27 protein-coding genes are annotated in these 26,842 nt (G+C 61.0%); 9 read left to right on the top strand and 18 right to left on the bottom strand.

Going from position 1 to position 26,842, the window contains the following annotated elements; genetic code table 11:
• Positions 1-28 precede the first annotated feature (28 nt).
• Both HU762_RS08270 and pdxH read left to right on the top strand, forming a co-directional pair.
• Entirely contained in the window at positions 29-1,156 is a 1,128-nt protein-coding gene (locus tag HU762_RS08270; protein ID WP_186635232.1) for an OmpA family protein, read from the top strand.
• A 24-nt stretch (positions 1,157-1,180) separates the two neighbouring features.
• Complete coding sequence (gene pdxH / locus HU762_RS08275; protein WP_186635235.1) at positions 1,181-1,828, top strand: pyridoxamine 5'-phosphate oxidase; 648 nt, start codon at positions 1,181-1,183, stop codon at positions 1,826-1,828.
• Here pdxH and HU762_RS08280 read toward each other — a convergent pair.
• On the bottom strand, positions 1,776-2,060 hold the full coding sequence (locus HU762_RS08280) for a hypothetical protein (RefSeq protein ID WP_186635238.1): 285 nt from the start codon (positions 2,058-2,060) through the stop codon (positions 1,776-1,778). The genes pdxH and HU762_RS08280 overlap by 53 nt on opposite strands.
• Before the next feature lie 170 nt (positions 2,061-2,230).
• Here HU762_RS08280 and HU762_RS08285 point away from each other — a divergent pair, with 170 nt between their 5' ends.
• Entirely contained in the window at positions 2,231-2,695 is a 465-nt protein-coding gene (locus tag HU762_RS08285) for a glycine zipper 2TM domain-containing protein (protein WP_186615330.1), read from the top strand.
• 285 nt (positions 2,696-2,980) lie between these two features.
• Here the strand turns inward: HU762_RS08285 and nhaA are convergent, their stop codons facing one another.
• On the bottom strand, positions 2,981-4,168 hold the full coding sequence (gene nhaA / locus HU762_RS08290) for a Na+/H+ antiporter NhaA (protein ID WP_186635241.1): 1,188 nt from the start codon (positions 4,166-4,168) through the stop codon (positions 2,981-2,983).
• Between the two features lie 267 nt (positions 4,169-4,435).
• On the opposite strand from nhaA, the gene HU762_RS08295 reads away from it, so the two are divergent.
• Entirely contained in the window at positions 4,436-5,530 is a 1,095-nt protein-coding gene (locus HU762_RS08295; protein ID WP_186635244.1) for a PLP-dependent cysteine synthase family protein, read from the top strand.
• A gap of 59 nt (positions 5,531-5,589) precedes the next feature.
• On the opposite strand, the gene HU762_RS08300 is transcribed toward HU762_RS08295, so the two are convergent.
• Entirely contained in the window at positions 5,590-7,203 is a 1,614-nt protein-coding gene (locus HU762_RS08300) for an NAD(P)/FAD-dependent oxidoreductase (RefSeq protein ID WP_186635247.1), read from the bottom strand.
• Between the two features lie 73 nt (positions 7,204-7,276).
• Positions 7,277-7,951 carry a hypothetical protein gene (locus HU762_RS08305; RefSeq protein WP_186635504.1) on the bottom strand — a complete coding sequence of 225 codons (675 nt, stop codon included), beginning with the start codon at positions 7,949-7,951 and terminating at the stop codon, positions 7,277-7,279.
• Between the two features lie 174 nt (positions 7,952-8,125).
• Between HU762_RS08305 and HU762_RS08310 the strand changes: the two genes are divergently transcribed.
• Positions 8,126-8,494: a hypothetical protein gene (locus HU762_RS08310; RefSeq protein WP_186635250.1), complete on the top strand. Its 369-nt coding sequence runs from the start codon at positions 8,126-8,128 to the stop codon at positions 8,492-8,494.
• A 32-nt stretch (positions 8,495-8,526) separates the two neighbouring features.
• Here HU762_RS08310 and HU762_RS08315 read toward each other — a convergent pair whose 3' ends face one another.
• A complete protein-coding gene (locus HU762_RS08315) occupies positions 8,527-9,126 on the bottom strand; it encodes a short chain dehydrogenase (RefSeq protein WP_186635253.1) in 600 nt (199 codons plus the stop codon).
• A 104-nt stretch (positions 9,127-9,230) separates the two neighbouring features.
• On the opposite strand from HU762_RS08315, the gene HU762_RS08320 reads away from it, so the two are divergent.
• Positions 9,231-10,139: a LysR family transcriptional regulator gene (locus tag HU762_RS08320; RefSeq protein ID WP_186635255.1), complete on the top strand. Its 909-nt coding sequence runs from the start codon at positions 9,231-9,233 to the stop codon at positions 10,137-10,139.
• Positions 10,140-10,317: 178 nt separating this feature from the next.
• On the opposite strand, the gene HU762_RS08325 is transcribed toward HU762_RS08320, so the two are convergent.
• From HU762_RS08325 to HU762_RS08350, 6 genes are all read right to left on the bottom strand, one after another.
• The gene (locus HU762_RS08325) at positions 10,318-11,019 is read right to left on the bottom strand and encodes an ABC transporter ATP-binding protein (RefSeq protein WP_186613630.1); all 702 of its coding nucleotides are present in this window, start codon (positions 11,017-11,019) and stop codon (positions 10,318-10,320) included.
• Positions 11,020-11,787, bottom strand: a complete 768-nt coding sequence (livG, locus tag HU762_RS08330) for a high-affinity branched-chain amino acid ABC transporter ATP-binding protein LivG (protein ID WP_060738896.1) — start codon at positions 11,785-11,787, stop codon at positions 11,020-11,022.
• On the bottom strand, positions 11,784-13,040 hold the full coding sequence (locus HU762_RS08335; protein ID WP_186613626.1) for a high-affinity branched-chain amino acid ABC transporter permease LivM: 1,257 nt from the start codon (positions 13,038-13,040) through the stop codon (positions 11,784-11,786). The genes livG and HU762_RS08335 overlap by 4 nt, the downstream gene beginning before the upstream one ends.
• Entirely contained in the window at positions 13,037-13,960 is a 924-nt protein-coding gene (gene livH / locus HU762_RS08340) for a high-affinity branched-chain amino acid ABC transporter permease LivH (RefSeq protein ID WP_186613624.1), read from the bottom strand. Before livH ends, HU762_RS08335 begins: the two co-directional genes overlap by 4 nt.
• 230 nt (positions 13,961-14,190) lie before the next feature.
• Positions 14,191-15,318 (bottom strand): branched-chain amino acid ABC transporter substrate-binding protein, encoded by a 1,128-nt coding sequence (locus HU762_RS08345; protein ID WP_186635258.1) that lies wholly within the window; start codon positions 15,316-15,318, stop codon positions 14,191-14,193.
• Positions 15,319-15,378: 60 nt separating this feature from the next.
• A complete protein-coding gene (locus tag HU762_RS08350; RefSeq protein WP_186635261.1) occupies positions 15,379-15,627 on the bottom strand; it encodes a hypothetical protein in 249 nt (82 codons plus the stop codon).
• 32 nt (positions 15,628-15,659) lie between these two features.
• Between HU762_RS08350 and HU762_RS08355 the strand changes: the two genes are divergently transcribed.
• Positions 15,660-15,965, top strand: coding sequence for a DUF2288 domain-containing protein (locus HU762_RS08355; protein ID WP_186635264.1), 306 nt, complete (start codon positions 15,660-15,662; stop codon positions 15,963-15,965).
• Between the two features lie 163 nt (positions 15,966-16,128).
• Here HU762_RS08355 and HU762_RS08360 read toward each other — a convergent pair whose 3' ends face one another.
• Positions 16,129-18,303, bottom strand: a complete 2,175-nt coding sequence (locus tag HU762_RS08360; RefSeq protein WP_186635267.1) for a hypothetical protein — start codon at positions 18,301-18,303, stop codon at positions 16,129-16,131.
• Between the two features lie 359 nt (positions 18,304-18,662).
• Here HU762_RS08360 and HU762_RS08365 point away from each other — a divergent pair, with 359 nt between their 5' ends.
• Positions 18,663-20,012, top strand: a complete 1,350-nt coding sequence (locus HU762_RS08365; protein ID WP_186635270.1) for an MFS transporter — start codon at positions 18,663-18,665, stop codon at positions 20,010-20,012.
• Positions 20,013-20,164: 152 nt separating this feature from the next.
• Here the strand turns inward: HU762_RS08365 and HU762_RS08370 are convergent, their stop codons facing one another.
• Entirely contained in the window at positions 20,165-21,700 is a 1,536-nt protein-coding gene (locus HU762_RS08370) for an MDR family MFS transporter (protein ID WP_186635273.1), read from the bottom strand.
• Positions 21,701-21,751: 51 nt separating this feature from the next.
• Positions 21,752-22,942 (bottom strand): 4-hydroxybenzoate 3-monooxygenase, encoded by a 1,191-nt coding sequence (gene pobA, locus HU762_RS08375; RefSeq protein WP_186635276.1) that lies wholly within the window; start codon positions 22,940-22,942, stop codon positions 21,752-21,754.
• A 172-nt stretch (positions 22,943-23,114) separates the two neighbouring features.
• On the opposite strand from pobA, the gene HU762_RS08380 reads away from it, so the two are divergent.
• On the top strand, positions 23,115-24,008 hold the full coding sequence (locus HU762_RS08380; RefSeq protein ID WP_186635279.1) for a helix-turn-helix domain-containing protein: 894 nt from the start codon (positions 23,115-23,117) through the stop codon (positions 24,006-24,008).
• Between the two features lie 7 nt (positions 24,009-24,015).
• Here the strand turns inward: HU762_RS08380 and HU762_RS08385 are convergent, their stop codons facing one another.
• The 4 genes from HU762_RS08385 to HU762_RS08400 all read right to left on the bottom strand — a co-directional run bounded on the left by HU762_RS08385 (position 24,016) and on the right by HU762_RS08400 (position 26,793).
• Positions 24,016-24,192 (bottom strand): hypothetical protein, encoded by a 177-nt coding sequence (locus HU762_RS08385; RefSeq protein ID WP_186613605.1) that lies wholly within the window; start codon positions 24,190-24,192, stop codon positions 24,016-24,018.
• A 200-nt stretch (positions 24,193-24,392) separates the two neighbouring features.
• A complete protein-coding gene (locus HU762_RS08390; protein ID WP_186635282.1) occupies positions 24,393-24,752 on the bottom strand; it encodes a DUF5064 family protein in 360 nt (119 codons plus the stop codon).
• Positions 24,753-24,816: 64 nt separating this feature from the next.
• Entirely contained in the window at positions 24,817-25,746 is a 930-nt protein-coding gene (arcC, locus tag HU762_RS08395; RefSeq protein ID WP_186635285.1) for a carbamate kinase, read from the bottom strand.
• A gap of 36 nt (positions 25,747-25,782) precedes the next feature.
• The gene (locus tag HU762_RS08400; RefSeq protein ID WP_186635287.1) at positions 25,783-26,793 is read right to left on the bottom strand and encodes an ornithine carbamoyltransferase; all 1,011 of its coding nucleotides are present in this window, start codon (positions 26,791-26,793) and stop codon (positions 25,783-25,785) included.
• Positions 26,794-26,842 lie beyond the last annotated feature (49 nt).

The raw sequence follows: 26,842 nt of genomic DNA on the forward strand, positions 1-26,842 counted from the left end.
TTCATTTTGATCATTTTGTGGATATCCAATGTCATCGAATAAAACCCTCGCTCTGGCGCTGTGCTTCGCTATCACCGGTTGCGCACAAAACCCACAAAATGATGCCGAGGGCGGCAGCGGTTGGTGGCCGTTCGGTTCCTCCGACAAGGTTGCAGCTAAAGAACCGGCTCCAGCGGTACCCTTGAAGCCAGCCGCCGCAGCACCCCAAGCCAAGGCCGAAAGTGCCGGTGGCACGCACTGGTGGTGGCCATTCTCCTCCGACGACGCCGCTGATAACGTCGCCCAAAAAGATCCGGTGAAGCCTGAAGCCAAACCTGAAGCCAAGGCGCCGGCGACCGTTGCCAAGGCCGAAGCCGAAAGTAACGGCAAATGGTGGTGGCCATTCGGCGGCAAGGACCAGGAGACCGCCAAGGCGGTGCCGATGCCCGACCCAAAAGTCACCCAAGCCTGGCTCGACGACTATGAGCCGAAGCTGCGTACCGCCATCAAGGACAGCAAGCTTGAGCTGGAGCGCCGCGATAACGTGCTGGTCGTCACCGCGCCCGTTGACGGCTCGTTCAACCCGGACCGTCCGGCCATGCTGCTGCCGGTGACACTCGGCCCGTTCACCCGCGTTGCCAAGATTCTCGAAGCCGATCCGAAAACCGCCGTGCTGATCCTCGGCCATGCCGATACGTCGGGCGCGGCACCGGCCAATCAGAAGCTCAGCCAGGAGCGTGCCCAATCCGTGGCGGCGATCTTCCGGCTCAGTGGCTTGCAGCGTGATCGCCTGATGTTGCGCGGCATGGGCTCGGTCGCTCCCCGTGCGGCCAACGACAGCGTTGAAGGCCGGGCCTTGAACCGTCGTGTGGAGTTGCTGGTCACGCCGGCAAACACGATGGTTGCGCTGTTGAGCAAATACAACATGCCGGCCCCTGCACCGGTGACGCTGGTGGCAGCCCAGGACGTCAAACCTGCGGCGCCAACCGCGGCCCCCGCGACGAAAAAAGCCGCAGCCCCGGCCGCCAAGAAAGCGGCGGCCAAGAAGGCCCCCGCCAAGGCCCCCGCGAAGAAGACCCCGGCCAAGAAAACCACGCCAGCGAAGAAACCGGAACCGGCCAAGGCCGCTGCCGATGGGAAAAAAGTCGCTGCCGCCGATACGTCCAAAAAACAGTGATGGGCTGATCACAAGGAGCGCGCCATGACCCAAACGCTGGCTGATATGCGCCGTGACTACACCCGCGATGGCCTCACCGAGGCACAAGCGCCGGCCGAGCCGTTCGCGCTGTTCCACCAGTGGTTCGCCGACGCGGTGAAAACCGAACAGGCTCCGGTGGAGGCCAACGCCATGACCTTGGCGACGGTGGATGCGGACGGTCGGCCGCACTGCCGGATCCTGCTCCTCAAGGGACTGGATGCCCAGGGGTTCACCTTCTTCACCAACTACGACAGCGCGAAGGGCCAGCACTTGGCGGCGAATCCTTACGCGGCCATGACTTTTTTCTGGCCTACCCTGGAGCGCCAGGTGCGTATCGAGGGCAAAGTCCTGAAGGTCACGGCGCAGGAGTCGGACGCCTATTATCAGGTGCGGCCGCTGGGCAGCCGTCTCGGTGCCTGGGCCTCACCCCAGAGCCGGGTGATCGCCGGACGTGGGGAGCTGGAAGATCTGCTGAAAGCCACCGAACAGCGTTTCAGCGACAGCCAACCTCATTGCCCCGAGCATTGGGGCGGCTATCGCCTGTTGCCTGAGCGCATCGAATTCTGGCAGGGACGGTCGAGCCGTCTTCATGATCGTCTCAACTATCGTCTGCAGGGCGGGGATTGGGTTCGCGAGCGTTTGGCGCCTTGACTTCGGGATAAGCTGCCGCAGCGGCTTGAAGCCATTGCGGCAGGTCCCGGCGCTTGATGCCTTGTTCGCGGGCACGGGTCAATTGTTGCAGCATGTGAGCTTTCTTCTGCTCATCCTGTCCCGCCAATGACAACGCCAAGTCGCGGTCCATCCAGCGCTTGATGCGTACGTACAGCCACCAATGGAAGTACAGGCCCGCCACGGTGGTAGCGACTATGATGAAATAATCCATGAAAATCCCTGGGTCGGTGACGCGGACTTTTGAAATGAGCGCTACTGTGTGGTGAATTTTTTCCGGTGCGCCTGTATCCCACCTGAATGAAAACAATTTTTCCCTGGCGAGGCCGTGACAGGCGTCAAGCCGGGGAGTTTAATGGATCCCTGTCTTTTGGAGTTGATGCTATGCGTAAGTCTGTTTTGCTGGTTGCTTCCTTTTCCACGATGGCGATGTTGCTCACTGGCTGTCAGTCGAGCCTGACCGGCGACTCCTACTCCCGTGACGAAGCGCGTCGCGTCCAGACGATTCGCATGGGTACCATCGAATCCCTGCGTCCGGTCAAGATCGAAGGCACCAAGACCCCGATCGGCGGTGCGGCCGGTGCGGTGGTGGGTGGTGTGGGTGGCAGCGCCATCGGCGGTGGCCGTGGCAGCATCGTTGCCGCTGTGATCGGCGCCGTGGCTGGCGGCTTGCTCGGATCTGCTACTGAAGAAGGCCTGACCCGGACCCAGGGTGTCGAGATTACTGTTCGGGAAGATGACGGCAGCATGCGTGCCTATGTGCAGCAGGTTCAGGAGAACGAAGTGTTCCGTGTGGGTGAGCGGGTTCGGATTTCCACTGTCGGTGGCACGAGTCGCGTTTCGCACTAAGCAATTTTGGTTCGCGGGGCTGTATCTGTCCTTCGAGCGGTGGGCATATCCGTTTCTTTGGTAATGGCCGCTTATGGTTCCGCTTTACCTGCGCGGCTAACCCGGCATCCGTGCCGGGTTGCCCACTCCCCAACGCGCGAGTAAATCCGCACAGCGTCTGGCGTGGTGGCTGGGGAGCTTTTGTGGCGAGGGAGCTTGCTCCCGCTTGAGTGCGCAGCGCTCATCGTTTTTTGGGGCCGCCGCGCGACCCGGCGGGAGCAAGCTTCCTCTCCACAGGACCGGCCGTCACGAAACCGCTACATTAGGCTTACGACTGGCCATCGCCGTCACCCCATAACCAATCACCGCCGCCAGGATCGACCCAGTCAGAATCCCCATCCGGTCCATCCCCGCATACTCACTCGCACCCGGCACGAATGCCAGGGAGCCGACGAACAGGCTCATGGTGAAACCGATGCCACAGAGAATCGCCACGCCCAGAATCTGACCCCAATTGGCCCCGGCGGGCAGGCTGGCAATGCCGATTTTCACCGCTAGCCACGTCAGGCCGAACACGCCGACAGCCTTGCCCAGCAACAGGCCGACCGCGATGCCCATCGGGACGTGATGGGTGAAACTCTCGACCGTGACGCCGCTCAGGGACAAGCCGGCGTTGGCAAACGCAAACAGCGGCAAGATACCGTAGGCCACCCAGGGATGCAGCGCGTGTTCCAGCGTCAGCAGGGGGGACGTTTCGGCGTTCCTGGTGCGCAGTGGAATGCAGAAGGCCAAGGTCACGCCGGCCAATGTGGCGTGGACACCGCTCTTGAGCACACAGATCCATAGAATCAGCCCGACCACCATATAGGGCCCGAGCTTGACGACGCCCATCCGGTTCATCGCCACCAGCCCGGCAATGCAGGCGGCGGCCAGTCCCAGTGACAAGGTCGACAGGTCACCAGAGTAGAAGATTGCGATGATGACGATGGCGCCCAGGTCGTCGATGATTGCCAAGGTCATCAGGAACAGCTTGAGCGACACCGGCACCCGCTTGCCGAGCAAGGCCAGCACACCGAGGGCGAAGGCGATGTCGGTGGCCGTCGGAATCGCCCAGCCCGCAAGGGCAGCCGGATTGTCACGGTTGAGAAACCAATAGATTAAAGCCGGTATCAGCATGCCGCCAATTGCTGCCGCGCCCGGCAAGACAATTTGTGAAGGCTTCGACAATTGCCCGTCCAGTACCTCACGTTTGACCTCGAGGCCGATGAGCAGGAAGAACAGCGCCATCAAGCCGTCGTTGATCCACAGCAGCGCTGGTTTCGCAATCTTCAGCGCCCCGACCTGAGCCACCACGGGCGTGTCCAGGAAATCTGTATAGAGCCACGACAGTGGCGAGTTATTCAGTATCAGGGCTAGCGCGGCAGCGGCGATCAAAAGCAAGCCGCCGGCGGCTTCCAACTGAAGAAAACGGGTCAAAGCGCTACGGATAGGCAAGGTAGCTCTCCATTATTTGAATCAAAAAGATGGCACACCCTAACCCGTACCGTTAGTTGTTAAAACAAAAGTTATATTCTTTTTTGTTATATGTCGTTACAAGCTCTCGCCAGGCTGTCGGGCAGTTATGCCGCATATTGGACCTTAGCTGTACCTGTGCGGGATGTCGGTTTTTTCCTAAGCTTGCGTCACGTATTTCCGAAACCAGGCCGTGTATGCGGGGCCGTCAGGTTCGCTCGCGTCGAACCGATCCAGTGAGAACATAATATGAATGACCCTCGCCAATGGGCGCGCGAAGCCATCCGCATCATCGAGGCGGATTTCCAGCGCAGTGCCGACACGCATTTGATTCCACTGCCACTGCCGGGACTGCCGGGCATCGAGTTGTATTTCAAGGACGAATCCAGCCACCCCACCGGCAGCCTCAAGCATCGGCTGGCCCGTTCGCTGTTTCTCTACGCGTTGTGCAACGGCTGGCTCAAGCCGGGCGCGCCGGTGATCGAGGCCTCCAGCGGCTCGACGGCGATTTCGGAGGCTTACTTTGCCCGCTTGCTGGGCCTGCCGTTCATTGCGGTGATGCCGGCGACTACCTCGAGGGAAAAAATCGCACAGATCGCCTTCTACGGTGGCAAGAGCCATTTGGTGGACGATCCTACGCAGATCTACGCCGAGTCCGAGCGCCTGGCTCGCGAGCATGACGGACATTTCATCGACCAGTTCACCTACGCCGAGCGCGCCACGGATTGGCGCGCCAACAACAATATCGCCGAGTCGATCTTCCAGCAGATGCGCTTCGAGCGGTATCCGGAGCCTGCCTGGCTGGTTTCCAGCCCTGGCACGGGCGGTACGACGGCGACCCTCGGGCGTTATGTCCGTTATCGCCAGCACTGTACCCGTGTGCTGTGTGCCGACGCCGAGCGTTCGGTATTCTTCGATTACTACCGCAGCGGCGATGCCGACCTGCGCCTGGATTGCGGTTCGCGGATCGAAGGCATCGGCCGGCCACGGGTCGAGGCGTCGTTCCTGCCCAAGGTCATCGATGCGATGGTCAAGGTGCCGGACGCCTTGTCCCTCGCGGCCATGCATTACCTGGCCCAGCGCTTGGGTCGACGGGTCGGCGGATCCAGCGGCACCAACCTGATCGGCGCGTTGATTGCTGCGAAGCGAATGGCAGACGCCGGCGAATCGGGGTCGATCGTGGCGATTTTGTGTGATGGCGGGGAGCGCTATGCCACGACGTATTACGAGCCGGCCTGGCTCGAGGCTCAGGGGTATGAATTGGCTGGATTGATCGATGCCGTGGCGGCATGCGCGGAGCGGGGAGAGGCGTTGCCGGAGAGTGTGTTGCGAGCTGATATCTGAATCTTCGATAAGACGAGTTCCCGGGGGAGCGAGCAAGCTCGCCCCCCCAGCAAACATGGTCAGGCCTTCAGGCCAAGTACATTCCGCGCCACCGCTTCGGCAATCCGGATACCGTCCACGCCCGCCGACAGGATCCCGCCCGCATAACCTGCGCCTTCGCCTGCCGGGAACAGGCCCTTGACGTTCAGGCTCTGCAGCGTTTCGTCGCGGGTGATGCGCAACGGCGAAGAGGTGCGAGTCTCGATGCCGGTGAGCACGGCGTCGTGCAACGAATAGCCGCGGATCTGTTTTTCGAATGCCGGCAGGGCTTCGCGGATGGCTTCGATGGCGAAGTCCGGCAGGGCCAAAGCCAGATCACCCAGGGACACCCCCGGCTTGTAGGAAGGTTCGACGCTGCCCAGTGCGGTGGACGGCTTGCCAGCGATGAAGTCACCCACCAACTGCGCGGGGGCTTCGTAGTTGCTGCCGCCGAGCACGAAGGCATGGGATTCCAGGCGTTCCTGCAATTCGATGCCCGCCAGCGGACCGCCGGGATAATCCACTTCCGGGGTGATGCCGACGACGATGCCGGAGTTGGCGTTGCGTTCGTTGCGCGAGTATTGGCTCATGCCGTTGGTCACGACGCGGTTCGGCTCGGAAGTCGCCGCCACCACGGTGCCACCTGGACACATGCAGAAGCTGTACACCGAGCGACCGTTCTTGGCGTGGTGCACCAGTTTGTAGTCGGCGGCGCCGAGTTTCGGATGACCGGCGTACTTACCCAGGCGCGCGCTGTCGATCAGCGATTGCGGGTGTTCGATGCGGAAACCCACCGAGAATGGCTTGGCCTCCATGTAAACGCCGCGACCGTGGAGCATGCGGAACGTGTCTCGGGCGCTGTGGCCGAGGGCCAGGATCACGTGTTTCGAATGGATCTGTTCGCCGCTGGCCAGCTCGACGCCAACCAGTTGACCGTCTTCGATCAAAACGTCAGTGACCCGCTGCCCGAAGCGCACTTCACCGCCCAGGGCGCGAATCTGCTCTCGCATGTTTTCCACGACGCCGGTCAGGCGGAACGTACCGATGTGCGGCTTGCTGACGTAGAGGATTTCTTCCGGCGCCCCGGCCTTGACGAACTCGTGCAGGACCTTGCGTCCGAGGAACTTCGGATCCTTGATCTGGCTGTAGAGCTTGCCGTCGGAGAAGGTCCCCGCGCCGCCTTCGCCGAATTGCACATTGGATTCGGGGTTGAGCACGCTTTTGCGCCATAGGCCCCAGGTGTCCTTGGTGCGTTGGCGCACTTCCGGGCCACGCTCGAGGATGATCGGCTTGAAGCCCATCTGCGCCAGCAACAGGGCGGCGAAGATCCCGCACGGGCCGAAGCCGACCACGATCGGCCGCTCGCTCAGGTCGTTCGGTGCCTCGCCGACGACTTTGTAACTGACATCCGGCGCTTCGTTGACGTTTCGGTCATCGGCGAACTTGCGCAGCAGGCTGGCTTCATCGCGCACCGCCAGGTCGATGGTGTAGATGAAGCACAGCTCAGAGGATTTCTTGCGTGCGTCGTAGCTGCGCTTGAACAACGTGAAGTCGAGCAGGTCATCGCTGGCGATGCCCAGGCGTTGCACGATGGCAGGGCGCAGGTCTTCTTCGGGATGGTCGATCGGCAGCTTGAGTTCGGTGATTCGTAACATAACGGGGTCCGGTTCGCGGGATGCACAACTGCACCAGGGCGTGAACCGGCGATTATAAGCCAAAAGCGCTGGATCAGTCGTCGCGCGCCCCACCGAAGTAGGCGCAGCCGCGTTGGACCTGGCCGTTGACCCGCAACTCGGCGCTCATGTGTTGCACACTGCCGCTGACGCTGTCGACACAACGCGCAGGTGTGACCCAGAGCTCGACTTTCTGGCCGTTGGCTTCGGTGCCGAGGTTGAAGCGGCCGTCGCCCAGTTGCTCCTCGACATAAGGCACCGCCAGTGGTGGCTGGCCTTCGCGATCCAGCACCAGGCCCTTGCCGCTGGCCTTGAGCGCCCATTCGGGGCCGTGCCCCGCGGCACGCAAGGTCAGACGCTTGAAGTCCGCATCGGCGCAAGCGTTCCCCGAGCGTTCCAGGCGATACAGTTGCTCGAGGTCCAATTGGCTGTCGGCGCCGGCCGCGGCGCTGGAAACGATACGGCCACGGACATCGGCAAACAGTTTGCCTTGGTCGTCCGCCAGGGTGGCGGCCTGTTGCAGCACGCTGGTTGCGCCTGTGTCGTTGACGATATAGCGACGTTGCTCCTCGCATGGCTGGAATACCAGCTTGCCATCGGCTGCCGTCAGCTCGCCCTGCATGCGCATCTGGCCAGCGTGGGACGCACTCTCACCCGGGGCGTCGAGCAGCTGGCAACCGGCGAAGAGCGGGAGAAGGGCAATACACAACAGGGAACGAGCGACACGCATCATTGGGTCTCCAGACAAGTGTCGCCACGTTACTCAGACTATTGTTTCATCACAACCCACAGGGCGAATTTACAACTCGATCCAGGGAGTTCAGCAACATTCCGTGTCATTTCCAAATGCCAAGGCATTGGGAAAGGGCCTAGTCTTGCGCCGTTTCAGCTAGAGGGTGGTCTCATGACGATGGCAAGACAGGTGCTGTTCACAGGATTGGGGATGTTGGCGGCCTTGCAGTGCATGGCGGCAGATATCCATTTTTCGTCCGCTTCGGATTTTACTTCAATGATCCTGACACTCAAGCAGGAGAACGACCCCAATCCGGGATACGTGCTGCTAGACGTCATGCTCAGCCCGGACGCGCAAAAACGCGTGGCACGGATGAGTCGCGAGTCGCTGGATCAACCCGTGCGGATATTTATCAATGGAATATTCATAAGCCAGCCAACAGTGAAATCGGCGCTCGATATGACTGGCACGCGGCTGAGCATACCGCGTGAAATCGCCCCGTCGCTGATACCCACGTTGTTAGAACCTTCGGCGCCCTGATTGAATCCAGAGCACCTCCGAGTACGCGTTCGTCAGCCCACGTGAAACGTCTGACCAGTTTGCAGGCCTTCGACGCTCTTGGCGTAGGCCAATGCCACATCCGCTGCGGGAACGGGTTTGTAGCCGCGGAAATAAGGTGCGTATTTGTCCATGGCTTCCAGCAGCACGTTCGGGCTCACCGAGTTGACTCGCATGCCCCGTGGCAACTCGATTGCCGCGGCGCGCACAAAACTGTCCAGGGCGCCGTTGACCAGGGCCGCTGAAGCACCGCTCTTGATCGGATCGTGGCTGAGCACGCCGGTGGTGAAGGTGAAGGACGCTCCGTCGTTAGCGAATTCACGGCCGATCAGCAAAAGATTCACCTGGCCCATCAGCTTGTCCTTCAAACCGAGGGCGAAGCTTTCTTCGGTCATGTCGCCCAAGGGCGCGAAGGTGACGTTGCCCGCTGCGCAGACCAAGGCATCGAAGCGGCCGGTCTTCTCGAACAGGGCGCGAATCGAGGCGCTGTCGCTGATATCCACTTGCAATTCGCCGCTGTGGCGGCCGATCCGGACGATTTCATGGCGTGGCGACAGTTCGTTATCGATGGCTGAACCGATGGTGCCGTTGGCGCCGATCAACAGGATTTTCATGGGCTGTTCCTCAGTGGTGTGAACGAGGTTGCAGTCTAGGATGGATTTTCTCGTAGATAAGCGTGCTAATAGGAAACCTTTGGTTTTCAATTGGAAACAATCCAATGAGCGAGATAGACGACCTGGCGGCGTTTGCCGTACTCGTCGAAGCCGGGAGTTTTACCTTGGCGGCGCAGCAGTTGGGGTGCAGCAAGGGGCAATTGTCCAAGCGCATCAGCCTGTTGGAGGAGCGCTTTTCGGTGCTCTTGCTCCAGCGTACGACCCGGCGCTTGAGCCTCACGGCGGCGGGGGCGGCGCTGCTGCCCCAGGCCCAGGCGTTGCTGGTCCAGGTGGAAAGGGCGCGTCAGGCATTGGCCCGCTTGAAAGGCGAAATCTCCGGGCCGGTGCGTATGACGGTTCCGGTCTCGCTGGGGGAAACCTTCTTTGAAGGTCTGCTGACGGAGTTTGCCCATGCGTACCCCGACGTGCAGATCGAGTTGGAGCTCTACAACGGCTATCGTGATCTGTCTCGCGATGGCTTCGACCTGGCAATCCGCTCGGATGCCTCTATCGATGAGCGGCTGGTGGCCCGCCCGCTGCTGGCCTGGCACGAAATGACCTGTGCCAGCCCGGCCTACCTGGAACGTTACGGCGAGCCCGACGCCCCCCAGGCCTTGGCCGAGCATAAGTGTCTGCTCAACAGCCATTACAGCGGTCGGGAGGAATGGCTGTATCACCAGCAGCACGAACTGCTGCGGGTGCGAGTGTCCGGGCCGTTTGCCAGCAACCACTACAGTTTGTTGAAAAAAGCCGCCCTGGCCGGGGCAGGAATCGCGCGATTGCCGTCGTATTTGCTCAACGAGGAACTGGCCGATGGGCGACTGCGCTGGTTGCTGCGCGATTTTCAGACCCGCCGCATGCCGATGTACCTGGTGCATCCGTATCAGGGCGGATTGCCCAAGCGTACGCAGGTGCTGGCTGATTATCTGATCGATTGGTTCAAGCGCAGCGGGGAGGCGTTGGATCGACTCTGATAACGAACACTTGACCTTGTGGCGAGGGAGCTTGCTCCCGCTCGGTTGCGCAGCGACCGCAAAATCTTGGGGCCGCTACGCAGCCCAGCGGGAGCAAGCTCCCTCGCCACAGGGATTTCGTCCAACATCCGGGCGAAAAAAAAACGGCCCGAAGGCCGTTTTTCTTGTAGCGACAGACTCAACCGCCCAAATACGCCTCGCGCACTTTCGGATCGGTCAGCAGGGCTTCGCCGGTGCCTTGCATCACCACGCGGCCGTTCTCCAACACGTACGCCCGGTCGGCGATTTTCAGCGCCTGGTTGGCGTTCTGCTCCACCAGGAACACCGTCACGCCATCCTTGCGCAGCTGTTCGATGATGTCGAAGATCTGCTGGATGATGATCGGCGCCAGGCCCAGTGAGGGCTCGTCGAGCAACAGCAGCTTGGGCTTGCTCATCAGCGCACGGCCGATGGCGAGCATTTGCTGTTCGCCGCCGGACATGGTGCCGCCGCGCTGGGTAAAGCGCTCTTTCAGGCGTGGGAAAAGGTGCAGTACTTTGTCCATCTGTTCCTGGAAGTCGCCTTTGTCGGTGAAAAATCCGCCCATGGCGAGGTTCTCTTCCACGGTCAGCCGGGCAAACACGCGACGGCCTTCCGGCACCACGGCAATGCTCTTGCGCATGATCTGCGCCGAGTCCTGGCCCACCAATTCCTCGCCCATGTAGCGGATGCTGCCGCTGTGGGCCTGAGGCGAACCGCAAAGCGTCATCAGCAGGGTGGATTTACCGGCACCGTTGGCACCGATCAGCGTGACGATTTCGCCCTGGCGGACTTCGACGTTGACGCTGTGCAGCGCCTGGATCTTGCCATAGAAGGTGGAAACGTTTTCGAACTGCAGCATTTACGCTTCCCCCAGGTAGGCTTTGATCACTTCAGGATTGTCGCGGATCTGTTCCGGCGTGCCGTCGGCCAGGGGAGTGCCCTGGTTGATCACGACGATGTGGTCGGAAATGCTCATGACCAGCTTCATGTCGTGCTCGATCAGCAGGACGGTGACGTTGTGTTCTTCACGCAGCACGCCGATCAGCGCCTTGAGGTCTTCGGTTTCCTTCGGGTTCAGGCCGGCGGCCGGTTCGTCGAGCATGAGGATCCGCGGGCGGGTCATCATGCAGCGGGCGATTTCCAGGCGTCGTTGCTGACCGTAGGCCAGGGTCCCGGCGGTACGGTTGGCGAACTCGGTGAGGTTGACCTTGTCCAGCCAGTACTCGGCGTACTCCATGGCCTCGCGTTCGCTCTTGCGGAACGCCGGGGTCTTGAACAGGCCGGCAAAGAAGTTGGTGTTCAAATGACGATGCTGGGCGATCAACAAATTCTCGACCGCCGTCATGTCCTTGAACAGCCGCACGTTCTGGAAGGTCCGCACCACGCCCTTGCGAGCGATGTGGTGGCCGGGCAGGCCCTGGATTGGCTCGCCGTCCAACAGGATGGTGCCGCCAGTCGGCTGGTAGAAGCCGGTCAGGCAGTTGAACACCGTGGTCTTGCCCGCGCCGTTCGGCCCGATCAAGGCAACCACTTGTTTCTCTTTCACGGTCAGGGCCACGCCGTTGACCGCCAGCAAGCCGCCGAAGCGCATGCTCAAGTTTTCGACTTTCAGGATCTCGCGGCTCATTTGCGCAGCTCCATGTGCGGGCGTTGCATAGGCAGCAGACCTTGAGGACGCCAGATCATCATCAGCACCATCAAGGCGCCGAACATCAACATGCGGTATTCACTGAATTCACGCATCATTTCGGGCAACAGGATCATCACGATCGCCGCGAGGATCACGCCCAGCTGCGAGCCCATCCCGCCCAGCACCACGATGGCGAGGATAATCGCCGACTCGATGAAGGTGAAGGACTCCGGCGTCACCAGGCCTTGGCGGGCAGCGAAGAAGCTGCCGGCAAAACCGGCGAACGCAGCGCCGAGGGTGAAGGCCGACAGCTTGATCACGGTCGGGTTGAGACCCAGCGCACGGCAGGCGATTTCGTCTTCGCGCAGCGCTTCCCACGCACGGCCAATCGGCATGCGCAGCAGGCGGTTGATGACGAACAGCGCGGCCAGGGCCAGCAGCAACGCCACCAGGTAGAGGAAGATCACCTTGTTGATCGAGTTGTATTGCAGGCCGAAGAACTCGTGGAAGGTCTGCAGGCCTTCGGCGGCCTTGCGCTCGAAGGTCAGGCCGAAGAACGTCGGTTTCTCGATGTTGCTGATGCCGTTCGGGCCACCGGTGATGTCGGTCAGGTTACGCAGGAACAGGCGGATGATCTCGCCGAAACCCAGGGTCACGATTGCCAGGTAGTCACCGCGCAAGCGCAGGACCGGGAAGCCCAGCAGGAAACCGAAGGTCGCGGCCATCATCCCGGCGATCGGCAGGCAGATCCAGAAGCTCAGGCCGAAGTAATGGGACAGCAGCGCGTAGCTGTAGGCGCCGACGGCATAGAAACCCACGTAGCCCAAGTCCAGCAGGCCGGCCAGGCCTACGACGATGTTCAGGCCCAGGCCGAGCATCACGTAGATCAGGATCAGCGTGGCGATGTCCACCGCACCGCGTGAACCGAAGAACGGCCACACCAACGCCACGACGACCAGGCCCAGGACGATCCAGCGTTGGGTCGACGGCAGGGTCAGGAAGTTGCTAGCCTTGGCCGGGATCACCGGCACGCCGGGAGATGCCTTCCAGGCTGCGCTGATCTGCGTGCTGAACAACACCCGCAGGAACATCAGGACGGAACATACGGCGATAGTCGCCAGGATGGCCGGGCTGGTGCCGTGCACTTCCAGGTTGATGCCGACGATGGTCAGTTTGAGACCGAGTACCGGATAGGCCACGGCCCAGACCAGCAGGGCGCTGAAGAGCGCCGATTTGAGATGCCTAGTCATACTTTCTCAACCTCCGGACGGCCCAGGATGCCGGTCGGCCGGAATAACAGAACCAGAACCAACAAGCCGAACGCCACGACGTCCTTGTACTGGTCGCCGAAGATGTCGGCGCCAAAGGCTTCCGCCACGCCCAGCACCAGCCCGCCGAGCATTGCGCCGGGGATGCTGCCGATGCCGCCCAGTACCGCGGCGGTGAAGGCTTTCAGGCCCACGAGGAAGCCGGCGTTGGGGTTGATCACGCCGTATTGCATGCTCAGCAGCACCGCGGCGATGGCCGCCAGGGCCGCACCGATGACGAAGGTCAGGGCAATGATGTTGTTGGTGTTGATGCCCAGCAGGTTGGCCATCTTGATGTCCTCGGCACAGGCGCGGCAGGCGCGGCCCAGGCGGGAACGGGAGATGAACAGCGTCAGGCCGAGCATGGCGACCAGGGTCACCACGAACACCACGATTTGCATGTAGGAAATCATCACTTCCTGTGCCCCGCCTGGCCCGATGGCAAAGTTGCCTGGGATCAGGTTGGGAATGGATTTGTCCTTGGAGTCTTGCGAAAGCAGTACCGTGTTCTGCAGGAAAATCGACATGCCAATGGCGGAAATCAGCGGGATCAGACGGTTGCTGCCGCGCAACGGGCGGTAGGCGATCCGTTCGATGCTGTAGCCATAGGAACTGGTCACCACGATGCTCGCGATGAACGCCGCGGTCATCAACAGCGGGACACTGTCGAGTCCCATCATGGCCAGCCCGGCGATGGCGATGAACGCCACGTAGGAGCCGATCATGTACACCTCGCCGTGGGCGAAGTTGATCATTCCAATGATGCCGTAAACCATCGTATAGCCGATGGCGATCAGGGCATACGTGCTGCCAACGGTCAGGCCGTTAACCAGCTGCTGGAAGAAGTGATAGATGTCAGGCATTACAGCGCTCCTAAAAACCTGATACGCATTTCACTGGTGGAGTCATTTTCCCGCCCGGGCCCCGTGGATCTGCATCCACTTCGAGCACGAGGTTTGCCAGCGAACCGCTGATGACGGTTTTGAGATTTTCAGGTGGGGAGACTGGCGGATCACGCCAGCGCGGCCCAATACATTTAAAACAAAGCCCACGGCACGCCGTGGGCTTTATTGGCAGTCAGTCAGGCCAGGCCTTACTGAGGCGAAGCTTCGGTTTTAGGTTTGCCGAAATGCCACTCGTAAACCACGAACTTGAAGTCCTTCAGGTCGCCCTTCGCGTCGAAGCTCAGGTCACCGGTTGGGGTCTTGAAGGTGCCGGCGTGGATGGCTTCAGCCACTTTTTCCGGGTCTTCGCTCTTGGTGGAAGTGATGGCCTGGGCGATCACTTGCACAGCCGAGTAGGACGGGAACACGAACGGACCGCTCGGGTCTTCTTTCTTGGCCTTGAAGGCGTCAGCCAGGGCGATGTTGGCAGGGTCCTGGTCGAAGGATTTCGGCAGGGTTACCAGCAGGCCTTCGGAAGCTTCCTTGGCGATCTGCGAGATCGAGTCGTTACCCACGCCTTCCGGACCCATGAACTTGGCCTTCAGGCCTTTTTCCTGGGCTTGACGCAGGATCAGGCCCAGCTCCGGGTGGTAGCCGCCGTAGTAGACGAAGTCGACGTTGGCTTGCTTGAGCTTGGCGATCATCGAGGAGAAGTCCTTGTCGCCGGCGTTCACGCCTTCGAACACGGCAACCTTGGTGCCTTTCTTCTCGAGGGTGGCTTTTACGGCGCTGGCGATGCCTTCACCGTACTGCTGCTTGTCGTGCAGGACCGCAACGACTTTCGGCTTGACGTGGTCGGCGATGTAGTTGCCGGCCGCTGGGCCTTGGGCGCTGTCCAGGCCGATGGTGCGGAAGATCATCTTGTAGCCGCGAGCGGTGATGTCCGGGCTGGTGGCGGCCGGGGTGATCATGATCACGCCTTCGTCTTCGTAGATGTCCGACGCTGGCTGGGTGGAGCTGGAGCACAGGTGGCCGACCACGAACTTGACGCCGTCGTTGACAACTTTGTTCGCAACCGCGACCGCTTGTTTCGGATCGCAGGCGTCATCGTATTCAACGGCGACCAGTTGCTTGCCGTTGACGCCACCCTTGGCGTTGATCTGCTCGATGGCCATTTTCGAGCCACTGAACTGCATGTCACCGTATTGGGCTACGGGGCCGGTTTTCGGGCCGGCGATGCCGATCTTGATGGTGTCGGCGGCCAACGAATGGCTGGCAACCCCGGCCAGAACCATAGCGGCAAACAGTTTGGAAATCTGCTTAGTAGCCTTAGTCATAGTGCTCCACTCATGCTGTTGTAGTTTTTATAGTCCTGGCGCCGTAGCAGCAGAACCGGGTCAGATATCTTGGATATCCTCGCGGAAAATGCCCCCGGCAACTGTACCGGTACAGTGTAGAGCGCCGATTGTTGGCAAGGGAAGCTGGCGCTTGGGGGCAAAACCCGAGGATGTCGCTTTATTGAAAGAAAAAGACAGATTGGCGGCGGGGTTGGACCGGTCAAATCGGCAATCCTTGGCTTTGCTGCGCTTTTCAATCGGTACTGCAATTGCAACCGGGTTTTTCTGCCAGACCACCGACGTTATCATTCGCGCCGATTTCTTTTCCGGACAGCTCCCCCATGAATCAAGAACCTAGCACCCTCTATGCCAAATTGCTCGGTGAAACGGCATCCATCACTTGGAAGGAGCTGGAGCCGTTCTTTGCCAAGGGTGCCCTATTGTGGGTCGATCCCGCACTGGATCTGATCGCCGCGGCCGAGGCCGTTGCCCAGGACGAAGGGACTAAAGTCGCCACCTGGCTGGACGCCGGGCAGCTTGCCAAGCTGTCTGAGGCGCGGGCGCTGGATCTCTTCGAGCGAGATCCGCAGCTTTGGGCCGTGGTGGTTTCGCCGTGGATTTTGATCCAGGAAAGGGCATCGAATTGATCGATGCACCAAGTTGGCTCGTGTTTTTTTGCTTGAGAAAGTGTGTACGTGAGTAGCGTGATGGCAGCCTGCCGTGGCGAAACGCCACAAGGGAGGGTGACGTATACGTAACGGGAACAGTTTATTGAGCAGCCCTTGGGCTGCTCAATTGTTTCTGAATGCCTCAGTAACTCTTGCCGGTATGGTTATTAAGAGAAATAACCTTGGTCTTGCCGATCCGGTGACGGTAGATCTCGCGCAGGTACTTGATCGACTTCTTCACGCAGTCGCGGGACAGGCGGATGTCGTTGATCGAGACAAACTTGTCCTTATCACTGATCAGCTCGCGGTACTTCTTCTCGTACATCGGCTTGATCGCGTACCAGTTGGTATCGAGGATCTTCGCCGGGTTCTCGAATTCGTTGAGCAGCTCATCAATGCGTCCTTCATCGAACTCTTCATTGATGATGAAGTCCAGGATCGAGTTGTCCAGGGTGTCGTCGAAGCGGTACGGGTTGCGGGCGAAGCAGCGCTTGATGAAGGCCACGATCAGCGTCAGGAAGTCGTCCGACAGGCACGGGCTCTTGGCGATCAAGGTGGTCAGCGACAGGTTGGCCGAGGCGCCGATCACCAAGGCGTAACGCTTGAGCGTGGTGTTGGGGAACAAGCTGTTGAGGTGGGTCTTGAGCCGGTTCAGGTCCATGTAGGACAGCTTGTAGTCTTTAGGCAGCGAGACGATCGACACCACCGACGAGCAGTTCTTGAAAAAGTGCAGGTCGTGCAGGGCGGCGGCGTCGTAGCCGGAATTCTTGTATTGCTCCAGCGAGGCCCGGTAGCGCTTGGATTCGATGGGCAGCAGGCTGATGCCTTCGATGGCCTGGGTGACTTTGTTGAAGTGCGGCAGGTCGATGGAGCGGAAGAACAGGTCGTCGATGTTCAGGCGCGGCGGTTCTTTCTCGAACACCTTGAACTTGTCGCCGCTCGGCGCGGGGGTTTCCGGGACCACGGATTCGGCGTAGGCAATCGCCACCGGGCCGGCCAGGCTCATGAACAGGTCGTTTGCGTCGAGGCGGATGGTCTCGCCGATGTCGATGCCGGCGCGCCGGAAATAGTTCTGGTCGTAGTCGGTGGTGACGGCCTGGGCCGTCAGAATATTGAAGATCTGCTGGGAAATGTACTGGTTGGCGTGCTTCTCCATCGCATTGACATCAATGTTCTGGATGTTGCCGTCATCGCTTTCCTCGGCGTAACGCATGATGTCGTTGGAGATCAGCATCATCGCGTTCCATGGGCGGATACGGCCCATGACGCTGGCTTCGCTGCTGTCTTCATTGGCGAAGTTGTAGGAGAAGTCCCATTCTTCCGAGAGGTATTTGCACAGCAGGCGTCCGGCGTTGATGTGCAGCGCCTCGGACATTTCACTGCGGTGATCGGAAATGTTCGGCAGCACGCAGATGCCGCTGGTGAAGATCGGCTCGAAGACGAAGGAGTGGCCGCTCTTGCTGTCGTGCTCGTCCATTGGCTTGGTGTCGAACGTCTTGTTCATGTACGAATACTGCTGGGCCAGGCCGAACTCCGAGGCCATGCCCGAGCCGGTACCGCCGCCGGCGCTGAAGATCGAGAAATACAGGCGCGACTGGTTGGCCTTGATGCCGCAGCTGTCGATCAGGTACGAGTGGATCATTTTCCAGTCGGGGCTGGAGAAACGCTGGGTGTCCTTGTTCAGGATGATCTTCGCCAGGTACTGGCCGAGGATCGGCGCGTTACCGGCGCCGCCGGCATGGACTTCCGACAGGTCCATGATTTTCATTTTGCTGTAGTCGCGCAGGAAACCGCTTTTCTCGCCCTTGCGCGAGAAGCGGATGCGCCCGGCGATGTCCTTGTCCAAGTCACCGAGCATGACCAGCGGTTCTACCAAAAATACCGGTTTGCTGGCCTTGCCATGGCCCAGGCGCAGGTTGCGCATCCACTGGGCCGGGCGATAGCCCTTGTCGCCGTAGCTCTTGTCTTCGGCGTTGAATTCGTTGAGGTAGAACTTGCGGGCGTTATAGACCAGCTCCGCGACGTCCAGGGCGATGTTGGAGCCGCAGCGCCCCAGCCCGATCAGGCACACCGACGGGAATTCCTGCTGGCCACGCTCGCTCTCGTCGTCCACCAGGTGGGGCGGACGGGGGAACACGGCATCGCGCAGGCCATCGAGGTTATCGAGGATGCGGTCGGTGTTGGTCTCGGTGAAATACAGGTATTGCTGGGTCGCCAGTGGGCGCGGGGGAATCGACGGCTTCGAGACTTCTGGACCGTTGGCGGCCGGGCTCAAGGTCAGATCGGATACCGCAGTGGCTGTTTTTTTGGAGGTCATTGTGCGCCGTATGCCTGACTGGTCGGTCCGACGACCTCTGTCATCGAACCATCGCGGATGGGAACTCGCGTCCTGACGGTCGCGAATGTCGGCCCAAGCGTTCAGGGCTGCAGCCTGACCAGCGCTCGGGGGAATCTTGTCCTGATCATCTTGGATCGGCCATCGCGCGGCGTTCTTTAACGGTTAACAGGCAAAATGATGGCTATTGTTACCGGTAATTGACCGAGGTCATGAATAACGCCACGCGCCATGGTCGGGTATCAGCCCTGCGAATGATTGAAGACAGCGCGCGCGCGGCTGTCTAGATTGCAGGCTCCGGGCTCGGATGCCTCGCCCAACAATAAAAAAGAGACGGACCCATGCAGAACTCGACCCAAGCGGCGAATGCCTGGCGCATTCTGTTCCTGTTGTTCCTGGCCAACCTGTTCAATTTCTTCGACCGCACCATCCCGGCGATCATCATCGAGCCGATCCGCATGGAATGGAGCCTCAGCGACTTCCAGATCGGCATCATCGGTACCGCCTTCACCATTGTCTACGCCATTGCCGGCTTGCCGTTGGGGCGCATGGCCGATACCGGTTCGCGCAGCAAGCTGATGGGCTGGGGCCTCGCGGCCTGGAGCGGGCTGACGGCGGTCAACGGCCTGGTGGGCAGTTTCTGGGCGTTCCTGGTGGTGCGCATGGGGGTGGGCATCGGTGAAGCCAGTTATGCACCGGCGGCCAACTCGTTGATTGGCGATCTGTTCCCGGCCCACCGCCGGGCCCGGGCGATGGGCATCTTCATGCTCGGCCTGCCGCTGGGCCTGCTGTTGGCGTTCTTCACCATTGGCGCGATGGTCAAGGCGTTCGACAGCTGGCGTGCGCCGTTCTTCATCGCGGCGGTGCCGGGATTGGTGCTGGCGGTGTTCATGTTTTTCATCAAGGAGCCCAAGCGCGGCGCGGCGGAAGCCGTGCAGGTGTCCCAGGAAAAGGTCGATCGGCCGGTTCGCCGGGTGCTGGCGGTCCCTACATTCCTGTGGCTGGTGATGGCGGGGTTGTGCTTCAACTTCGCCACTTATGCCTGCAACTCATTCCTGGTGCCGATGCTGCAGCGCTATTTCCTGATGCCGTTGCACGAGGCCGCCGTGGCGACCGGGATCATGGTCGGCGTGACCGGGTTGTTCGGGTTGACCCTTGGGGGCTGGGTGGCCGACAAGATTCACCAGCGCGTGCCCAACGGCCGCTTGCTGTTCGCGGCGTTCAGCCTGGCTATTTCGACGGTCACCACCGCGTGGGCGTTGCATGCCGGGCGCATCGAAATCGGTGTGTTCGTGGCGGTGTTCAGCGTGGGTTGGCTGTTTGCCTACAACTTCTACACCTGCGTCTACACCGCGATCCAGGACGTCGTCGAACCGCGCCTGCGCGCCACCGCGATGGCCTTGTATTTTGCCGGGCTGTATCTGCTCGGCGGCGGCCTGGGGCCGGTGGTGGTCGGCGGCTTGTCCGACTACTTCGCCCATACCGCCATGGCCGCCGCAGGCGTCGACCAGATGACCGAAGCGTTCAAGGCCATCGGCTTGCATGACGCGATGTACCTGATCCCGGTAGCGCTGTTGTTGACCATGGTGTTCTTGTTCCTGGCGTCTCGCTGCTTCGTGCGTGATGCCAAGCGGATGAAGGACGGGATGAGCGCGGATGTGATGCCGGAAGGTGTCGCGGCGACGGCCTGAGATCGGTGGGCAAAAGCGCTTTCGTGGCGAGGGAGCTTGCTCCCGCTGGACTGCGCAGCAGGCCCAAGGTATTGATTAAGCCAAGGATTATTGGGGCCGCTTCGCGACCCAGCGGGAGCAAGCTCCCTCGCCACGGGGAAGTGCTATCGACACTACCGGGCTTTTTCCTCTCGCCCTCGCAACAGGTGATTCGGCATCGCCAGCGCCGCGGCCAAGCCCAGCAACGACACCGCCGCGCTGATCATCAACAAGTGCCGGAACGTTGCCTGCAATTGCTCATGCAAGGCGTCCAAGGTCTGGCCCGGTGCGGCGTTGAGGCCGTCCAGCAGGACGTTGCCGGAGTGCCCTTCGCCTATCAGCGCCGAACCGGCGACCTGGGCCAGGCCCGACCCCTGCAGCAGGGCCAGCAGCAAGGCCGACATCAGTGCCACGCCCACTGCCCCGCCGAGGGAGCGGAACAGGTTGGTGGTGCTGGTGGCCACGCCGATATCCCGTTGTTCCACTGAATTTTGCGAGCCCACCAGCGACGTGGGAAATTGCATGCCGGACGCAATGCCGCTGAGCAGCATGAACAGGCCGCTGAGCCAGAACGCATCCGGCGGGGTGAATGCCATGCCGAGGATGGCAAACGGGAAGAGCAGGGCGCCACTGAGAATCATCGGTTTGTAGCGTCCGGTAATCGAAGTACGGCGCCCGGCGAAATAGGCGCCTATCGGCAAGCCCATCGCCAGCGGCAGCAGATGCAACGCGGCGCTGTCGGCACCGGCGCCGGTCACGCTCTGGAAGCGCAATGGCACCAGCACCGTCAACGAGATCGCCTGGAAACTGGTAAAGAACACCGTGCACCAGCACAACACCGCGCTGCGGTTGACGAACAGGTGCATGGGCAGCAACGGCTCCCGGGCACGGCGTTCGTGCCAGACGAAACTTGCCAGCACGATCACCGCACAAGCCAGCAACCCGAGTACCTCGCGGCTGTGCCAGGCGTGGCCCTGGCCGATCTGGGTAATGCCCAGCAGCAGCGCGGTCAGGCCGATGATCAGCAAAACGGTGCCCAGGTAGTCGATGATCGGTGTGCGTTGCGGCACGGGCAGCCCCACCAGGCTGCGACGGGCCACCCACCACGCGCCCAGGCCCAGCGGCAGGTTGATCCAGAACACCCAGCGCCACGACAGGTACTCGGTCATGTAGCCGCCCAACACCGGCCCGGCGACGCTGGCCACCGCATACATGCTGCTGAAATAACCCTGGTAACGACCCCGCTCCCGGGGTGGGATGATGTCGCCGATGATCGCCTGGCTCACGGAAATCATCCCGCCAGCGCCGATGCCCTGGACGATCCGCGCCAGTACCAGTTGCTCCATGTCCTGCGCCAGGCCGCAAAACAGCGAGGCCACGGTGAACAGGCCCATGCCGAACAGCATCAGCGGTCGGCGACCGTACAGGTCGCCCAGCTTGCCGTAGATCGGCACCGCAACGGTCATGGCGACCATGTAGCCCGAGATCACCCAGGCCAACAGGCTGACGTCCTTGAATTGCGCGGAAATGGCCGGCATCGAGACCGCGACGATGGTCTGGTCCAGCGCCCCGAGAAAAATCGCCATCATCAACGCAACCAGCACGCTGCGGCTCACGGGTTGCGGGGCTTGGGACGTGTCGAGCTGAGTCAAGGTGAGACCTGCGGGCATCGCGCCGGGGCGGCGAATGGACGGGAGCCCGCAGTTTAAATCGATAGTCGGCTATTCGATAGCCTCGTAAGGAAGACCCACATAATTTTCCGCGATGGTTTTTCGGCCCGCCTCGGAGTCCACGAAATATTCCAGCTCCGCTTCGCTGATGCGCTGGTTGAACGCATCGTCCTCGAAGCGGTGCAGCATCGACGTCATCCACCAGGAGAATCGCTCGGCTTTCCACACGCGTCGCAGGCAGATCGCCGAATAACGTTCCAACAGATCCACGCGGCCGTCGCGGTAGACCTTCAGCAGAATGTTGTACAACGTGCTGACATCACTGGCGGCCAGGTTCAAGCCTTTTGCGCCGGTGGGCGGAACGATGTGAGCGGCGTCGCCCACCAGGAACATCCGCCCGTACTGCATCGGTTCGACGACGAAACTGCGCAGCGGCGCGATGCTTTTCTCGATGGAAGGACCGGTCACCAGCGTTTCGGCCAGGTCGGCGGGCAGGCGGTTCTTCAGCTCGGTCCAGAAACGCTCGTCCGACCAATCGGCCACTTGCTCTTCGGCAGGCACCTGCAGGTAGTAACGCGTGCGGGTCCGCGAGCGCATGCTGCACAGGGCGAAGCCGCGCTCGTGGCGGGCGTACACCAGTTCCTCGTGGACAGGCGGGGTGTCGGCGAGAATGCCGAGCCAGCCGAACGGGTAGACACGCTCGAAAACCTTGAGTTTTTCCGTCGGGATCGACTGCCGCGCGACACCGTGGAAACCGTCACAGCCGGCCACGTAATCGCAGTCCAGGCGCCAGGTTTCCCCGACGTGTTCGAAGGTCACGAAGGGGCGTTCGGTTTGCAAGTCGTGGGGCTGGGCGTTATCGACTTGATACAGCGTTTGGGCGCCGGATGCCTGGCGAGCGGCCATCAGATCGCGGGTGACTTCAGTCTGGCCGTAGACCATGACGTTCTGGCCGCCGGTCAGTCCCTTGAGATCGATGTGCACGCGCCGGCCGCTGAGCACCAGTTCGAAACCGTCATGGGGTAGGCCCTCGGCGTCCATGCGCTGGCCAACGCCGGCCTGGCGCAGCAGATCGACCATGCCTTGCTCGAGTACGCCGGCGCGGATGCGACCGAGGACGTAGTCGGGTGTCTGGCGTTCTAGGATCAGGGTGTCGATGCCGGCGTTGTGCAACAGCTGCCCGAGCAGCAGTCCAGAGGGGCCGGCGCCGATAATGGCGACTTGGGTCTTGAGTGTTTTCATTGTTGTTATGACTCGCAAGGAGCACGCGACCAGGGTCGGTGTTTATTATTAGTAATCCTGGCCTGCATTTTTCGCTTGCGAACCTGTCAATTGAAGGGGAAAACTGCGCTGATACCTGTACTTTCTGCCAATCGGTGCGATTATCGCCCGTAACCCGAGGCCGAACCTCGTTATGAAGAAAACTGAGCTGCCTTCGATTCCGGTGTTCAAGCTTTATGGCGAGAGCCAGGATTGGCCGACGCCGGACCTGCTGCACTGCGAAACCATTTCCTCGCGCAGCAGCGAGCACCAATGGGAAATCAAGCCCCATCGGCATGCCGACCTGTGCCAGTTGCTGTTTGTCTTCAAAGGCCAGGCAGAACTGGAAATCGAAGGCCAGCGCACCCGGCTCGAGGAGCCCGCCGTGCAGATCCTGCCGCCGCTGTCGGTGCATGGCTTTCGTTTTTCCGAAGATGTGCAAGGCTATGTGGTGACCCTGGCGGCGCCGCTGGTGACGCACCTGCAGGCGCAGCTCGGCCATTCGGTGAATGTCCTGGCCCAGGCTGAAGCCTACCCAGCCGGTGAAAATGCCGATTATCTCAACAGCCTGTTCAGCGCCTTGCAGGCGGAGTACGTCGGCCACCAACCGGCCCGGGAAATGCTGATGCATGCGCTGGTCAGCGTGATCATGGTCTGGGTCAGTCGGCAAGTGATGCACCGGCGCACCTCCAGCCAGCGTCCGCAAAGGGCTCGGGAATACCTCAACGGGTTCATTCAGTTGGTGGAAGAAACTTATCGCCAGCACGTCAAGGTAGAGGACCTGGCCCATCGCCTGGGCATCTCGGTGTCACACCTCAACGGCACCTGTCGCGAGCTGGCAGGGCAGCCGGCGTTGCAGATCATGCATGAGCGTCAGTTGCTGGAAGCCAAGCGGCTGCTGACTTATACCGGCATGACGATCTACGAGATTTCCGAGGTGCTCGGCTTCTCTGATCCGACCAACTTCACCCGACTGTTCCGCCGGCGCGTCGGCATCTCGCCCAAGGCCTTCCGCGACCGGCTCAAGACCGACCCGCAGGACGACTGAAACCGCCTCAGCGCAGCGCGTTCAAGGTGGCGTTGTGCGGTATGCAGCGCTCGAAGTTGCAACTGGCGTAATCACGGGGCAATTGCCTGGCCTGCTCGACTCGATAAGCCGCGGTGCCATACAGCGCAAGCGTGGCAGTGCAGGTGACAAAAATGGCGAGGCGTCTTCTTGTCTTGATGTTCATGGCGATGACCTCTGAACGAATACCCGGGGGTACTGTTTTCAGCATAGGTCAGCCGTGGCGGGTTGCCAGTGAGGAAGGTGTTGTGTGTAGCCCGATATTCAGGGCACTGATACGCCCTGAGGGAGGATCCCCAACAGTGATAGTGGCTAGGGAGCAAGCTCCCTCGCCACGGGTTTACTTCAGGCCGGGAAGCCGGGCGATTATTCCAGGTGTTCTGGCTTCATCGGATCCCCCGGCTTGACGTCCAACTGCTGGCGAACGTCTTCGAACATCTCGTCATAATACTTGTGCATCGAACCGATGCTGGCGCTCTTGGGCATGCCGTACTGCTGGGCGATGCGCGTGGCGTGGCGGGCGAAGTCGAAGGCCTGGTCCTTGGCCAGGAAAAACGTCTCGTCCACGCTCTTGTCTTCCACCGTGCCGTGCAGTCGGAATGACATGCCCGTTCCTTCCTTGGGGTCCTGCGCGACTTCGTAATCAATGCACAGGTTGTAGCTGTAGTCGTCCTTGTTCAGCGCATGGCGCTCCATGTGCAGGTGACCGGGTTCGAACATGGCCATAAGCGTCTCTCTTTCGAAGGCGTGGAGAACGGCAGACACCGCGCCTGCTGCATAAGTTTTGCCGTTACCGATAAACAATGCCCGGCGTTGCCGTGCTGACGCGGGTGCCGGCGGTGCCCTGGACGATAGCATCGATGTCCGATAGCGACCCGATCACGGCGACCTTGCCGGTGTTGCGGGCAAATTCGCAGGCGGCCTGTACCTTTGGCCCCATGGAGCCGGCGGCGAAACCGAGTTTTTCCAGGGCGTCGGGGTGGGCCTGGGCGATGGCTTTCTGAGCCGGCGTGCCGAAGTCGACAAAAGCGGCGTTGACGTCCGTGGCGATCACCAGCAGATCGCTCTCCAATTGTTCGGCCAAGAGTGCCGAGCATAGGTCCTTGTCGATCACCGCTTCCACGCCTTGCAGGTTGCCGTTGGCGTCGTACATCGTCGGGATGCCGCCACCCCCGGCGCAGATCACGATGCTGCCCTTCTCCAGCAACCACTTGATCGGGCGGATTTCAAAGATGCGCTTGGGGCGCGGGCTGGCGACCACTCGGCGGTACTTATCGCCGTCCGGGGCGATAGTCCAACCTTTTTCAGCGGCTAATTTCTGCGCTTCTTCGTGGCTGTAGACCGGGCCGATGGGCTTGGTCGGGTTTTCAAAAGCCGGGTCGTTGGCGTCCACTTCGACCTGGGTCAGGAGCGTCGCGAAGGGCACCTCGAAGTCCAGCAGATTGCCCAGTTCCTGTTCGATGATGTAGCCGATCATGCCCTCGGTCTCGGCGCCCAGCACGTCCAGTGGGTAGGGCGCGACCGAGGTGTAGGCCGCCGCTTGCAGCGACAGCAGGCCGACCTGCGGGCCGTTGCCGTGGGCGATGACCAGTTGGTTGCCAGGGTGGATTTTCGCGATCTGCTCAGTCGCGGTGCGGATGTTGCTGCGTTGGTTGTCGGCGGTCATGGGTTCACCCCGACGCAGGAGGGCGTTTCCGCCCAGAGCAACGACGATGCGCATGGTGCTGTCCTTCTGACAGAGGAATGGGTCGGGTGCCTAGATATCCGCCAACGCCGCCACCAGGATCGCCTTGATGGTGTGCATGCGATTCTCCGCTTGCTCGAAGGCGATGTTGGCTGGGGACTCGAACACGTCCTCGGTGACTTCAACACCGTTGGCCAGGTTCGGATAGCGCGCGGCGATATCCTTGCCGACCTTGGTTTCGCTGTTGTGGAAGGCTGGCAGGCAATGCATGAATTTCACCCGGGGATTGCCCGAGGCTTGCATCATCTGCGCGTTGACCTGGTAGGGCAGCAGTTGCTTGATGCGCTCGTCCCAGGCTTCCACCGGTTCGCCCATCGAGACCCAGATATCGGTGTGGATGAAATCCACGCCCTGGACCGCTTCTTTCGGGTCTTCGGTGATGGTAATACGGGCACCGCTTTGGGCGGCGAAAGCCTGGCACTGGTCGATGAAATCCTGATGCGGCCATAGCGCTTTCGGCGCGCCGATGCGCACGTCCATGCCCAGCTTGGCGCCGATCATCAGCAGCGAATTGCCCATGTTGTAGCGGGCGTCGCCCAAGTAGGCGTAGCTGATGTCATGCAGCGGTTTGTCGCTGTGTTCGCGCATGGTCAGGGTGTCAGCGATCATTTGGGTAGGGTGGAATTCGGCTGTCAGGCCGTTGAACACCGGGACGCCGGCAAACTTCGCCAGTTCCTCGACGATTTCCTGTTCGAAGCCCCGGTATTCGATGGCGTCGAACATCCGCCCCAGGACTCGGGCAGTGTCTTTCATGCTTTCCTTGTGGCCGATCTGCGACGACACCGGGTCGATGTAGGTGACGTGGGCGCCCTGGTCATGGGCGGCGACTTCGAAGGCGCAGCGGGTGCGGGTCGAGGTTTTCTCGAAAATCAGTGCGATGTTCTTGCCCTTGAGGTGCGGCTGCTCGGTGCCAGTGTATTTGGCGCGCTTGAGGTCGCGGGACAGGTCCAGCAAAAAGTGCAGCTCGCGGGTCGTGTGGTGCATCAGCGAGAGCAGGCTGCGGTTGCGCATATTGAAAGCCATGATGGATCTCCTTGGGTGTCGGTTATCCCCTGGGCCAGTCTTGGGTAAT

Source organism: Pseudomonas sp. SWRI92, assembly GCF_014268685.1.
In the GTDB taxonomy this organism is placed as follows: Bacteria; Pseudomonadota; Gammaproteobacteria; order Pseudomonadales; family Pseudomonadaceae; genus Aquipseudomonas; species Aquipseudomonas marvdashtae.